This window comes from Flavobacterium micromati, assembly GCF_900129585.1.
GTDB lineage: Bacteria > Bacteroidota > Bacteroidia > Flavobacteriales > Flavobacteriaceae > Flavobacterium > Flavobacterium micromati.
This window is the reverse complement of sequence record NZ_FQWF01000004.1, coordinates 1-14,090: the sequence shown is the minus strand read 5'-3', so window position 1 is coordinate 14,090 and position 14,090 is coordinate 1. Positions and strand designations below refer to the sequence as shown.

Genomic DNA, 14,090 nt, shown 5'->3' with positions numbered 1-14,090 from the left:
TTAGTTTAAAGATTGCAATTAAACCCGTTACGTTTATATAATGTAGCGGGTTTATTCTTTACTAAAAATACTCATTTTTTTAAAAACAAATATTTACTTTTGGTTTTTAGAAAATAGAACAAAAAAATAATGTATGTCAGATAACAAAGTAATTTTAGGGAGCGAAGAGTGGTGCTCTTTTCCAGAAATAGGTATTCCTACGATTAAAGCTCGCGTTGATTCGGGTGCAAAAACATCTGCCCTGCATGCTATTAATATTGCTCCGTTTATCAAAAATGAAAGCAACTGGGTTCGCTTTGACATCAATCCGATACAGAATAATTTAAAAACAGTAATTCATTGTGAAGCACCATTAATTGACAAACGCATAGTAAAAAGTTCTAGTGGATTTAGAGAACAACGTTATGTTATTCAGACCGATCTACAAATAGGCAGTTCAACATGGCCAATTGAAATGACACTGACTAACCGCGATTCGATGGGTTTTAGAATGCTTTTAGGACGGGAGGCAATGGGCGGTCGAGTTCTTGTTGATCCCGCACAAAAATACCTTTTGGGTCAACCCACAACTGAAGTTTTAAAGTCACTTTACAAAAATTCCGAACAAGCTAGCTCAGGTTTGCGAATAGGACTATTAGCCAGTAATCCTGAATTGTATAGCAACAAGCGCATTATGGAAGCGGGTGAAATACGTGGACACGAAATGCACTTTTTAAATATTAAAGAATGCTATATGAAACTGGATGCTAAGACTCCCGAAATTCATTATCGAGGAGGGAAAATTTTAAATCAATTTGATGCAATTATACCTAGAATTAGACCAAGCATAACCTTTTATGGATGTGCTTTGACGAGACAATTTGAAGCATTGAAAGTGTTTTGCTTAAATTCCTCTAATGCGATCACACAATCTCGTGACAAATTATATTCCTTACAATTACTCTTAAATCATGGGGTTGAAATCCCAACTACAGGTTTTGCTAATTCGCCTTTGGATACTGATGATTTAATAAAAATGGTAGGTGGATCGCCTTTGATTGTCAAATTGCTAGAAGGAACTCAAGGAAAAGGGGTTGTTTTAGCTGAAACTAAAAAAGCTGCGGAAAGTGTTATCAACGCTTTCAAAAGTTTAAATGCCAATATCTTAGTTCAAGAATTTATAAAAGAAGCAAATGGAAAAGACATTCGCTGTTTTGTAATAGATGGAAAAGTGGTTGCGGCAATTCAGCGTGAAGCAATGCCTGGCGAATTTAGAGCAAATATCCATTTAGGAGGAACTGCATCGATCATTAAAGTTACCGCCGAGGAAAAACGAATCGCTATAAAAGCAACAAAAGCAATGGATTTGAAAGTAGCAGGCGTTGACATTATTCGCTCTGCAAAAGGCCCATTGTTATTAGAAGTAAATTCTTCGCCAGGACTAGAAGGAATCGAAGGTGCAACTAATAAAGACATTGCTGGAGAAATGATTAAAGCAATTGAGAAAAATTTTAAACAAAAAATAGATTTAAAATAATCTATCATTCCGCTTTGTATTGCTTAAAACTTTTTTGAGTCACAACTATTGGCTGCGACATCTGTATAAAACCTAAAAAAAATGAATGAGTATCTTACTATAATTCACCGAAGTAGTGCCGTTTATTTTTTTATGGTTATTGCATTGCGCCTTTTTGGCAAGAAAGAATTGTCGTAAATAAATACTGCTGATGTAATATTGATCTAGCTCATCAGTAATTCGGTTCAAAATGCAATTGTGGGAGAAAATATCGCTTTATGGACAAGTTTAGCTGCAGCTGCAGTATTATTTATCATAAATTTTATTCCAAAAAAATTGATGTATAAATTCCCAAAATTTAGTGACTTTATGTAAGAAGAACCAGAAATTTTAGTACACAATGGAAATCTTGATCATCAATCTTTAGGCGGGATTGAAAATTTTAAGGATGTAAAATTAGTTATGCTAGAAATTGAAGTTAATATTAGTTTTATTTCTGGAGTGGAAAATTTAAAACAGACTTATCACAAACGCAAACTTATTCACAAGATTTTAAGTTGATTAAATAATCTAAAAATCACTCTCATTCAATAAATCTGGAAGAATTTCAGTTATTTAGCATTTACATTTTTAACTGGCAAAAAGATTATAACATTGATATAAAAGTTGATCTAATCTCGAAGACAATATCTTTAGGACAGATCATAAACTTTACATCAGAGTAATTTGAGACATTGATCCAAAATTATATTTTATGTATCGCAGATAAACTAAACAAGATTTAAAATTACATTAAAATATTATTGATAATAGAACAATCAATACCTTTTGATAACTTTAAATATTTTTAAATAAATAGTATTTTAAGTTACATTTTACTTATTTACAAATTGATAATTCATCAAACGGATACAACACCTTATATTTATGAAAAAAATACTGATTGCGACATTACTTTTCACTTCTTTTATGCAAGCTCAAAACTATACTGAAATTCTAGGTAAAGTTTTAGATGATAACGGAAAATCGATTTCGGGGGCAACAATCACAATTAATGAATTATCCCTCGAAGCATTATCCGATGAGAATGGATTTTTTAAGTTGGAGAACATCGCCCCAAAAACCTATAATATTAGTGCAAGTGCTATTGGTTATGAAACCGAAACCAAATTTAATGTTATTATAAAATCAGCAGGAAACAGTGACATAATTTTTAATCTGAAAGCCGTTTCTACTATACTAGATGAAGTAAAAATAGTGTCAAATCCGTTTAAACGCAAAAAAGAATCGCCTCTTTCCATTCAGAGTTTGTCACCGGTAGAAATTGCAAGCTATCCAGGCGGAAATAATGATATTGCCAAAGTGGTGCAAACATTACCTGGAGTTTCAGGTTCTGTTGGCGGTTTTCGAAACGACATTATTATTCGTGGTGGCGCTCCCAATGAAAACGTGTATTATCTTGATGCGATCGAAATTCCAAACATTAATCATTTTAGTACACAAGGAAGCGCAGGAGGTCCTGTTGGATTACTTAATGTTTCTTTTATTGAAGGTGTTACGCTTTCAAGTTCTGCATTTGAAAGTAAATACAACAATCCACTTTCGGGCGTATTGCAATTCAACCAGAGAAACGGTAATAATAAAAAATTTCAGGGCAATTTGCGGATAGGAGCCAGTGAAGCGGCAATTACCGCCGAAGGACCTTTATTTAAAGGAAAAAATGAAACTAGCAACACGACGTATTTATTGTCAGTTCGTCGCAGCTATTTGCAATTTTTATTTACATTGATTGGTTTACCTATTCGTCCTGATTTTTGGGATTATCAATATAAAATAAATTCTAAATTAGATGCTTACAACGAAATTAACTTCCTGGGAGTTGGTGCAATTGATGACTTTTCGGTTAAAGCACCAGATGATTTTGATAACCAACAACAAATTACGTTAGACCAAGTTCCAGTTATAAAACAATGGAGTACAACCAGTGGTTTGAGTTGGAGAAGACGTTTTAAAGACGATTCAGGATTTATGATTAACTCCATAAGCACCAATATTTTGAATAATAATTTCCAACGATTTACTGACAATGAAAATGAACAAGGTCTATTTTTTTCTAATAATTCTCGTGAAACAGAAGTAAAATTTAGAAATGAAGTTACTAAAAATATAGGTGACTGGAAAATTGTAGCTGGTTTTAATGTTGAAAATGCGCTGTACACAAACGACACACAAGACATTATATTAAATAGTTTTTACAGCACCCAAATTAATTTTATCAAATCTGGTTTTTTTGTGCAAACTTCTACAACAGTTTTAAATGATAAATTAGATGTTTCATTTGGTTTTAGAACAGATGCTAATAGTTTTACGACTCAAAAAAATCAATTACTTAACACTTTTTCACCAAGATTAGCACTGTCGTATGCCTTAACAGATGAAAAAGATTGGAAGTTAAATGCAACTGTAGGTAAATATTTCAAAATTCAACCGTATACCATTTTGGGCTATAAAGATAATTCGGGCAATTTTGTGAACAAAGATGTTGACTATACAAGTAACATACATTACGTTGTTGGTTTAAGTAAAATTCTAAATCCCACGACCCAAATTACTCTTGAAGGATTTTTTAAAGATTATAAAAATTATGCTGTTTCAATCAATGATGGTGTTTCATTAGCCAATAAGGGTGGAGGTTTTGAGGTTTTGGGTAACGAAGATGTAATCACAAACGGACTTGGTAGATCGTATGGTTTAGAATTTTTATTCCAACAAAAATTAACTAAAAACTTCTTTGGAATTTTCGCTTATACTTTATTTAAAAGCGAATTTACTGGCTTGGATAATATTTATAGACCATCGGTTTGGGACAGTAGAAATTTAGTTTCCGTTACTGCTGGATATAAATTCAAACGCAATTGGGAAGCAGGGATACGCTACAGATATGCAGGAAAAACACCATTTGCGAAAGTGAACGAAGCCGAAACATTAGAAAATTATCCTCAGGTAGTTCTAGATTTTACTAATTTGGGAGAGCAAAAATTAAATGCCTTCAACCAATTGGATCTACGAATAGATAAAAAATGGAATTTTAAAAAGTTTGCCTTTAATTTGTTTTTAGATGTTCAAAATGCATTGGGACAAACAATTCCTCAGCCAATAGAATTTGGATTAAACAGAGACCAAAATGGGCAAATTACGAATCCAAGAAGTTTGGTAGGTGTTGATGGCGCAGAAGGAACTGTCATTCCATCTTTGGGGATTATTTTAGATTTTTAACGATTAAATATTAATTATATAAATATTTTACATTGATAACGTGGCATCTTAGTTTGAACTATTATAATCAGGAATTCGCAATTATTGTTGTTTGAGCCATTGGTAATTAACATAGAAATTTATTTTGTACCTTTTCGAAAATAAAAAAAACCTAAAACGTATAGATTTTAGGTTTTTTTTTGGTCTCACTTGTACCTGAGATATTAGAAATCAGATTTTGATCTATAAATTTCGTTTTAGGCTTTTTTCTAGTTGTTTTATTGAAATAAAACTTTAAAAAAGCTATTAGAGTTAAGATCTTTTAAGTTGCTTTACCGACCTTCGTTGCTTCAGGAATTTCGATTAATTTTCCAGATTTTACATCGTAAATATATCCGTAAACTGGAATATAGGATGGTACTAATGGATGGTGTTTAATTCTTTGGACGTCTTCGATAATACTTTCTGTTTGGTTGGCAATGGTTAAAAAAGAAATATTATTTGCTTCTTTAGAGCCACCGTCTTCGCTCACATTTTTCCATCCGTCTTGATCGACCGATGCGGTTGAGAGACTTTTAGAAAGTAAACTGCGTATGATTTCATCAGTGAAATATTCCATTCCACAATCCGTATGATGAATAACAAACCACTCGGCAGTTCCTAAAAGTTTGTGCGAAATTACTAATGAGCGAATGGCGTCATCACTTGCCCGACCGCCAGCATTTCTAATCACATGTGCGTCACCCTCCGATAAACCTGCATATTTTGCCGGATCAAGACGTGCATCCATACAAGTAAGGATTGCAAATTTTCGTGCAGGAGGCAATCCTAAATCTTTTTTTTCTCCAAAATTAGCAGAATACTTTTTATTGGCATCTACTACCTCTAGGTGTACTTTACTGGTTTCTTTTTGTAATAAACTATTTTCTTTCATACTACTTGAATGTTATTGTTTATATTAATTTTTGTACGTATTCATATGTTGGTGAATAATTTTGTTTTACTACTTTATTTATTATTCCTTCTCCTAAAACTATCTTTATAATTTTTATTCTTTTAACGATCAATAATTTTACCTATCATATAATATCCTACTATACACACCACAACTACCACTATCTTCGTAGGCATTTATATATTGCAAAATCAGAATCCTAAAATACTATTTCCTTTACTTGAAATTACTGAACTCCCTTTTTGACACCTCTTTATCCCTGAGCTATAAGTCTTAAAAATGTTTAAACGTAAAAAACCATTCATAACAGAATGGTTTTTTTATAGAAAAAATTGATTTTCTTAAATAAAAATACTTAAAAAACAATAAATAATAGCTGCTAAAATTGCTGAAATTGGAATAGTAAGAACCCAAGCCCAAATCAAACTTACGGTCATTCCCCATCGCACTGCTGAAACTCTCTTAGTTAGTCCTACTCCAATAATAGAACCCGTAATGGTATGTGTTGTACTTACAGGCACTTTAAAATGCTCTGTGAAATATAAAGTCAAAGCACCGGCAGTTTCTGCTGCAACTCCCTCAAATGAAGTCACCTTCGTGATTTTTGATCCCATGGTTTTGACTATTTTCCAGCCTCCGGATAAGGTTCCAGCTGCAATAGCCGAGTAACAAGCTAATGGAATCCATTCTGGCATTTTGAAATCACCATCTTCATTTGGAAGCACCACATCAAGCCAATCTGGCAGCATATCTTGAGAAATTCCGCTAGTGTGAATGTACACAGTAACAGCCGCTGCAATGATTCCCATCACTTTTTGAGAATCATTTCCACCGTGACCTAAACTAAATGCTGCCGATGATAATAGCTGCATTTTTTTTAACCAGTAGGTAGATTGGTACAAATTTAAACTACTAAAAAGTAAGCAAAAACAACTAATTGACAAAATAATAAAAGCCACTAAAAACCATTTTATGTTGTGCGATTCAAAAACTACACTCCATAAATGCGAATCAAACCGTGGTTTTTTAATATCCGCAAAATAAATCATTTGACTTTCTACGAACCAAATAGTTACTAGCATTAACGCAATTGTAAAAAGTTTCGGATAAATACTTTTTCTAGATGCGTTTAATAACCAAATCGAAATTAAATACGACATCAAAGCACCAATAAGTGGAGCTAAAACAATAAATGCAATAATTACTAATACTCCTGATGGAAAACCACCATCTTTACCCGCTGAATACCAGTTTACAGTATCATACCAGTAAGCAGTGTGAACTTGCGCGTTCTCTACCACCGTGTAACCAAAAAATCCATGAACTGCAATTGCGTGTGCTATAGCTGCGCCTGCAAAACCACCAATGAGTGTATGAGAGGAACTTGATGGAATTCCTTGCCACCAAGTGAATAAGTTCCAAATTATTGCTGCAATAACTCCTGCGAGAATCACAACCAAATCAATTTCTAGAGTGTTAGCAGTTTTGGCAACCGTATCAGCTACACCAAAACCAAAAACCCAATATGCTAGAAAGTTAAAAAAAGCGGCCCAAACAACCGCCTGAAAAGGGGTTAATACTTTTGTAGCAACTACGGTTGCTATAGCATTGGCGGCATCATGAAAACCATTGATATAATCAAAGATTAATGCGAGAACAATTATAACTAGAAGTAAGGTAAATTCCATAAATGTAATGTCAGAATAGAACTGAGTATGTTAAGAATGTTTTACAGAAATTGACTCTAATACATTAGCCACACTTTTACATTTATCAGTTGCTGTTTCTAAAACAGACAAAACTTCCTTATATTTTATAATGTTTTTCGCATCTGTTTCATTTTCGAATAAATCAAGAACAGCTTTATCATAAACATTATCTGATTTATTTTCAAGTTTATTGATCTTTACAATAGCATCAGTAATATTTTTAATCTTTTTCAAATCTCTTAATTCCCTTACCGCGGTATCAATATTTTGACACGCTTCAAGGTTAATTTCAGTAAGTTTTCTAATAGATTTTGTAATTTTATCAACTTGGTATAATTTCATTCTACTAGCAGCACCATGAAGATTATCTGCAACATTATCTATAGAAACAATTAAAGCATGAATATCTTCTCTATCAAAAGGTGTTATGAAATTCCTACTTAATTCGAGATTAGTTTGACGTGTAATATCCTCTCCTATTTGCTCTAAAAGATCAATCTTTTGGAATAAAACATCACGCTCTTTCAAAGGTAGGTTTACTGCTTCATGTAAATTAGTCGCAATTTCAATTAAATTACTTGAAGCTTGTTCAAAAAGTGGAAAGAACTTTTTATCTTTAGGAACAAGAAATTGGAAAAAATTATTGATGTTCATTATTAAAATTTTAGTTCGGCAAAATTACTGTATTCTTACCGTCTAATGTTAAGCTAGTGTTAACAAATCACCGTCGATTTGAAAAGTATTTAAAAAAACAACCGTCTTTTCTATATCATAATGTAAGATTCTGTCTTCCTTAATCAGAGAAACTTCATCGCGATAAGCACTTAAAAACATTTCTATAAAATCACTAGACTTCAACGGACGCCTAAATTCGATGCCTTGAGAAGCGTTCATTAATTCAATTGAAAGAATGCGTTCTAGATTATCAAGAACTTTTAATGCTTTAGTAGCTGCATTTGCGCCCATACTTACATGATCTTCTTGGCCATTACTTGATACAATACTATCAATACTTGCTGGAGTTGCCAACTGTTTATTTTGACTAGCTATGCTTGCCGCAGTATATTGTGGAATCATTAAACCTGAATTCAATCCAGGATTGTCTATTAAAAATGCTGGCAGATTTCTAGCTCCTGAAATCAATTGGTAGGTTCTTCGCTCCGATATACTTCCTAATTCTGCCAATGCAATTGCAATAAAATCTAGTGCTAAAGCCAAAGGTTGCCCATGAAAATTGCCGCCAGAAATGATTTGGTCACTTTCGATAAATATATTTGGATTGTCAGTGACCGAATTGATTTCTGTTTTAAAAACTTTTTTAACGTAATCAAAAACATCCTTGGAGGCTCCATGAACTTGAGGCATACATCTAAAAGAGTATGGATCTTGAACATGATTTTTAGATTGCTCGATGATTTCGCTGCCTGCTAAGAATTCTGTGATACGCCTTGCAGTTATAATTTGTCCTTTGTGAGGTCTAATGAAATGAATTGATTCATTAAATGGCTCAATTCGTCCGTCAAAAGCTTCTAATGAAATAGTTCCAATTAAATCAGCTAAATAGGAAAACTTGCTCACTTTCATTAATATATGTACTCCGTAAGCACTCATAAATTGAGTTCCGTTTAGCAATGCCAAGCCTTCTTTTGATTGTAAAACTATAGGTTGCCATTTAAATAGTTTCATAATTGTACTTGTATGTACTTTTTTACCTTCATAATAAACATCGCCTTCTCCTAATAATGGTAATGATAAATGAGCTAACGGCGCCAAATCTCCCGACGCACCTAATGAACCTTGAGTGTAAATTACTGGCAAAATATCATTATTGTAAAACGCAATCAAGCGATCAACGGTTTGCAATTGAATTCCTGAATATCCGTAACTTAATGACTGAATTTTTAACAACAACATCAATTTCACAATTGAACTTGGAACTTCATCTCCTATTCCGCAGGAATGTGATTTGACCAAATTCTCTTGTAATTTAGATAAATTTTCAGGTGATATTTTCACATTGCATAGCGATCCAAAACCAGTGTTAATGCCGTAAATAGCCTCCGATTGTGAATCCATTTTTTTGTCTAAATAATCTCTGCATTTTAGAATATTGACTTTTGCCTCCTCAGATAAAGCTAGTTTTTTATGATTTGAAATAATTTGTTCTACTGTTTCTAAGCTAAGCAATTCAGTGCTAACATAATGCGTATTATCCATTTTGGTATTGTTTAGGGAGTAAAATTGAGCAAATCTTTATCAACAAGCACTATATATTATTGATAATTTAACGATTGCGGTTAAACAAAACTAAATACTATTATAAATAATATTTTTAAGTGCTTGCCCATCAGATTAATAAATTGACATCAACGCTTCATTATAATTGTTTTTCCCATTAAGTGTTTAAAATCTTAGACTATCGAAACTCAAAATATCTTAAAGTTCAGTTGACATTAATTTTTTAAATCAAAATTACTATTATAAGTTAATTATCTGAATTGTATCTCCAAAGGTTTATTTATTACTTAACAACTCTTTGGATATTAATAATTTAAAATCAGTTTTAATTTAAATTTACTTTTTCAAAAATTAAAAATAGAGAATCTTGGCATTTTTTTTTAATAAAAGAGAATAAAAAGCTTTTGAAGTATCACGAAATAATCGAATAGTATAATTATAACCATTTTTTGAAATGCAATATTTAATTATAAGTAATTTGACTTCTAGTTTTTGCACTATTCGCAAAAGAGTCTCAGTTGCTTCAATCTAAGTTAAAAAACTGTAAGTTTGTAAAGCAAAATGAAAAATAATACAGCTACATATCAATCTTCGATTATAACTCAAATTTGGGTTTTAACTGCTGTTACATTTACAACAATGACTACTACCCCTTTGGGGTAACACTCTACATATAATCCTGTTTATTACTTCCTTTTTTTGGAAGAAAAATTTTGAGTGTATAAAACATCTAACTCCTGAATTCAGCATAAACATTTTCATTATCGTTATTTAATTAAATAATGATGATCGCAATTACAAAACACAAAACAACTTGTTATGAAAGTATTAAAATTTGGTGGAACTTCGGTTGCCAATGCTCAAAATATAAAATTAGTATTAAATATCGTTAACAAAAAAGCAGCAAACGAAAAATTAGTGATTGTGGTTTCCGCATTAAGTAAAGTAACCGATATGCTTTTAATTGCTTCTAAAAAAGCAGCTGCAGGAGACGAAAGTTTCAAAGTAACACTAACCGAGATAGAAAAAAAACATTTAGAAATTCTTAAAGAACTTATTCCAGTGAGTGAACAAAGCAGTTTGTTAAGTCACGTCAAGAGAATTGTGAATCATCTTGAAACTTTATTGGATGGTTGTTATCTTCTGGGTGAACTTTCATTGCGAACTTCAGATACGATTTTGAGTTTTGGAGAACTGCTATCTTCTTATATATTTGCTGAAGCGTTGAAACAAAATTTAAAAAACAGTAGTTATAAAGATAGTCGCGAACTGATAAAAACAAATAGCAATTTTGGTAAAGCTGCAGTAAATTTTGAGATTACTAATGAGTTAATAAATGATTTTTTTGCGTCGAATGAGGATCAGGTGGTTGTGATCCCAGGATTTATTGCAGCTTCGATAGACGGAATTAATACAACGCTCGGCCGCGGCGGATCTGATTATACTGCGGCAATTATCGCTGGCGCACTGCATGCAAATGAATTGCAAATTTGGACGGATGTTAACGGAATGTTCACTGCAAATCCAAAAGTGGTCAAGCAAGCGCAGCCTATTGCTTTTATTTCGTACCAAGAAGCAATGGAGTTATCTCATTTTGGTGCCAAAGTTTTATATCCGCCAACGATCCAACCCGTATTAAGAAAGAATATTCCAATCCTGATTAAAAACACTTTTGAACCAGAAGCAGAAGGAACTTATATTTCAAATCAAGAAATGGCAAATACAAATCCTGTAAAAGGAATTAGTCATATTGATAAAATTACTTTAATAACGCTGGAAGGTTCAGGAATGATTGGAGTTTCTGGTTCTTCTAAAAGACTCTTTGAAGTACTTTCAACTCAAAATATAAATGTGATTTTTATTACTCAAGCTTCCTCAGAGCATTCTATTTGTATCGGAATTCTAAACGCTGACGCAGCCGTTGCAGAAGAAGCGATCAATAATGCTTTTGAAGTTGAAATAGCACAAAATAAAATTGATCCTTGTATTGTAGAAAGAAATCTTTGCATCATTGCACTCGTTGGTGAAAATATGAAAAATCATCAAGGTTTAAGCGGTCGAATGTTTAGCACTTTGGGCAAAAACAATGTTAACATCAGAGCAATTGCTCAAGGTGCCTCCGAAAGAAATATCTCGGCTGTTATTAATGAAAAAGATGTAAAAAAAGCATTGAATACTTTGCACGAAAATTTCTTTGAAGAAAATACAAAACAGTTGAATTTATTTGTAATGGGTGTGGGAAATGTAGGTGAAAAATTTATCGAACAAATCCACCAGCAAAAGAAATTTTTGAAAGAAAATCTAAAAATCAATCTTCGTGTTATCGCTCTGTCAAATTCCAAAAAAATGTATTTTGATGAAGAAGGAATCGCATTAAAAGAATGGCAATTTTTGCTAGAAACAGGAGAAGCTGCGGACAAAGAAAAATTTATTGCAAATGTAATAGAACTCAATTTACGCAATAGTATTTTTGTAGATATAACAGCAAATGAAAGCATCTCCAAAGTTTACGAACATTTTTTAAAACGCAATATTGCTGTGGTAACCTGTAATAAAATTGCTTGCGCCTCTGAATATGACAACTATAAGAAACTAAAGAAATTATCCCAACAATTTAATGCTCCGTTCCTTTTCGAAACGAATGTTGGCGCGGGTTTACCTATCATAGATACCGTTAAGAATCTAGTTGCATCAGGTGATAAAGTAAATAAAATTCAAGCAGTTTTATCTGGAAGTTTAAACTTTATATTTAATAATTTTGATGAAAACAACACTTTTCACGACGTTGTAAAAGAAGCTGGTGCGCAAGGATTTACAGAGCCAGATCCTAAAATTGACCTAAGCGGAATTGACGTAGCGAGAAAGATCTTAATTCTAATTAGAGAAAGCGGCTATAAAATGGAAATAGATGAAATTACAAATGAATCATTTATGCCTGCAGAATGTTTAGAGACAACAACAAACGAAGCGTTTTTTGAATCATTAAAAGAACATGCTTCACATTTTGAAGCCATTTATCAAGAAGCGCTTAGCAAAGATTCCCGACTTAAATACGTGGCACAATTTGAAAATGGAGTAGCAAATGTCAGTTTACGTTTTATCCCTAAAGATCATCCCTTTTATAACCTAGAAGGAAAAGACAATATTGTTTTATTCTTTACAGATCGATATATAGATCAGCCGTTATTGATAAAAGGCGCTGGTGCTGGTGCTGCTGTTACCGCGTCTGGGATTTTTGCAGATGTAATACGAATCGGAAACATATAGATTGAGACGCGATAAATCATTTCTCTACAAAAAAATAAAATTTATGAATGAAATAAAAATATTTTGTCCCGCGACAATCGCTAATCTTTCCTGCGGATTTGATGTACTTGGGTTGTGTTTAGAAACGGCAGGGGACGAAATGATTATCAGGAAATCAATAGTAAAAGGCGTTCGAATCACTAAAATAGTTGGTGCCGATTTACCGTTAGAAACAGAAAAAAATGTTGCAGGTGTTGCAGCTCTGGCAATGCTGGACAATGTAGCAACTCCCTTTGGATTTGAAATTGAGATATACAAAAATATTAAAGCTGGAAGCGGAATCGGGAGTAGTGCTGCTAGTTCTGCAGGAGCTGTTTTTGGAATTAATGAATTATTAGGTCGTCCTTTTACTAGAGAAGAACTGGTTTTATTTGCGATGCAAGGGGAAAAACTAGCCAGCGGAAACGCTCATGCTGATAATGTTGCTCCTGCCCTTTTGGGCGGCTTTGTATTGGTTCGCAGTTCGAATCCATTAGATTTAATTAAAATTGAAAGTCCACCGGAATTGTATGCCACAGTGGTTCATCCCCAAATTGAGTTGAAAACATCAGATGCACGTTCTGTATTGAAACAAAATGTGTCTTTGAAAAGTGCTATTACGCAATGGGGAAATGTAGGCGGCTTGATTGCTGGTTTATACATTAAAGATTACGAATTAATTGGACGATCACTTCACGACGAAATTATCGAACCCGTGCGCAGCGTTTTGATTCCTGGATTTGATTTAATTAAAAAAGCCGCTTTAGAAAATGGCGCATTAGGTTCAGGAATATCTGGATCTGGGCCTTCTATTTTCGCTTTAAGCAAAGGAAAGGAAACCGCCGAAAAAATTGGTGTAGCAATGAGCGAAGTCTATGAAAATATGAATTTACCTTATGAGATTCATGTTTCTAAGGTGAATGATGAGGGAATTAAAGTTATTATTTAAGATTTTGATTAACGATTTTTGATTGCAGATGTAAATGCGTTGCGAAAAATTACAAATCGTCAATCTCTTTTCTAAAGTACATGTTAAGAATAAAATAATTTAAAAATTTTTTAAGTACATGACAAAAAACTGAACATATTGTTTTCTAATGAATTAAATCCCGTTAAAAGGAATTTGGATAAATAATCTAATCCATATTTGAAT

Annotated in this window: 8 protein-coding genes; 4 read left to right on the top strand and 4 right to left on the bottom strand. The window is 32.8% G+C overall.

Going from position 1 to position 14,090, the window contains the following annotated elements:
* Nucleotides 1-133: 133 nt before the first annotated feature.
* Both rimK and BUB42_RS05150 read left to right on the top strand, forming a co-directional pair.
* The gene (gene rimK, locus BUB42_RS05160; RefSeq protein ID WP_073017898.1) at nucleotides 134-1,516 is read left to right on the top strand and encodes a 30S ribosomal protein S6--L-glutamate ligase; all 1,383 of its coding nucleotides are present in this window, start codon (nucleotides 134-136) and stop codon (nucleotides 1,514-1,516) included.
* Between the two features lie 906 nt (nucleotides 1,517-2,422).
* Nucleotides 2,423-4,771, top strand: a complete 2,349-nt coding sequence (locus BUB42_RS05150) for a TonB-dependent receptor (RefSeq protein WP_073017896.1) — start codon at nucleotides 2,423-2,425, stop codon at nucleotides 4,769-4,771.
* A 301-nt stretch (nucleotides 4,772-5,072) separates the two neighbouring features.
* Here BUB42_RS05150 and BUB42_RS05145 read toward each other — a convergent pair whose 3' ends face one another.
* From BUB42_RS05145 to hutH, 4 genes are all read right to left on the bottom strand, one after another.
* Nucleotides 5,073-5,684: a beta-class carbonic anhydrase gene (locus BUB42_RS05145; protein WP_073017895.1), complete on the bottom strand. Its 612-nt coding sequence runs from the start codon at nucleotides 5,682-5,684 to the stop codon at nucleotides 5,073-5,075.
* A gap of 362 nt (nucleotides 5,685-6,046) precedes the next feature.
* A complete protein-coding gene (locus BUB42_RS05140) occupies nucleotides 6,047-7,393 on the bottom strand; it encodes an inorganic phosphate transporter (protein WP_073017893.1) in 1,347 nt (448 codons plus the stop codon).
* 30 nt (nucleotides 7,394-7,423) lie between these two features.
* Nucleotides 7,424-8,068 carry a DUF47 domain-containing protein gene (locus BUB42_RS05135; RefSeq protein ID WP_073017891.1) on the bottom strand — a complete coding sequence of 215 codons (645 nt, stop codon included), beginning with the start codon at nucleotides 8,066-8,068 and terminating at the stop codon, nucleotides 7,424-7,426.
* A gap of 48 nt (nucleotides 8,069-8,116) precedes the next feature.
* The gene (gene hutH / locus BUB42_RS05130; RefSeq protein WP_073017889.1) at nucleotides 8,117-9,631 is read right to left on the bottom strand and encodes a histidine ammonia-lyase; all 1,515 of its coding nucleotides are present in this window, start codon (nucleotides 9,629-9,631) and stop codon (nucleotides 8,117-8,119) included.
* A gap of 840 nt (nucleotides 9,632-10,471) precedes the next feature.
* Between hutH and thrA the strand changes: the two genes are divergently transcribed.
* On the top strand, nucleotides 10,472-12,919 hold the full coding sequence (thrA, locus tag BUB42_RS05125; RefSeq protein ID WP_073017887.1) for a bifunctional aspartate kinase/homoserine dehydrogenase I: 2,448 nt from the start codon (nucleotides 10,472-10,474) through the stop codon (nucleotides 12,917-12,919).
* A 43-nt stretch (nucleotides 12,920-12,962) separates the two neighbouring features.
* Nucleotides 12,963-13,886, top strand: a complete 924-nt coding sequence (locus BUB42_RS05120) for a homoserine kinase (protein WP_073018225.1) — start codon at nucleotides 12,963-12,965, stop codon at nucleotides 13,884-13,886.
* Nucleotides 13,887-14,090 lie beyond the last annotated feature (204 nt).

Coding starts and splice junctions, on each gene's coding strand:
- hutH (WP_073017889.1), bottom strand. CDS start 9,631: ATGGATAATACGCATTATGTTAGCACTGAATTGCTTAGCTTAGAAACA.
- BUB42_RS05150 (WP_073017896.1), top strand. CDS start 2,423: ATGAAAAAAATACTGATTGCGACATTACTTTTCACTTCTTTTATGCAA.
- rimK (WP_073017898.1), top strand. CDS start 134: ATGTCAGATAACAAAGTAATTTTAGGGAGCGAAGAGTGGTGCTCTTTT.
- BUB42_RS05140 (WP_073017893.1), bottom strand. CDS start 7,393: ATGGAATTTACCTTACTTCTAGTTATAATTGTTCTCGCATTAATCTTT.
- BUB42_RS05120 (WP_073018225.1), top strand. CDS start 12,963: ATGAATGAAATAAAAATATTTTGTCCCGCGACAATCGCTAATCTTTCC.
- thrA (WP_073017887.1), top strand. CDS start 10,472: ATGAAAGTATTAAAATTTGGTGGAACTTCGGTTGCCAATGCTCAAAAT.
- BUB42_RS05135 (WP_073017891.1), bottom strand. CDS start 8,068: ATGAACATCAATAATTTTTTCCAATTTCTTGTTCCTAAAGATAAAAAG.
- BUB42_RS05145 (WP_073017895.1), bottom strand. CDS start 5,684: ATGAAAGAAAATAGTTTATTACAAAAAGAAACCAGTAAAGTACACCTA.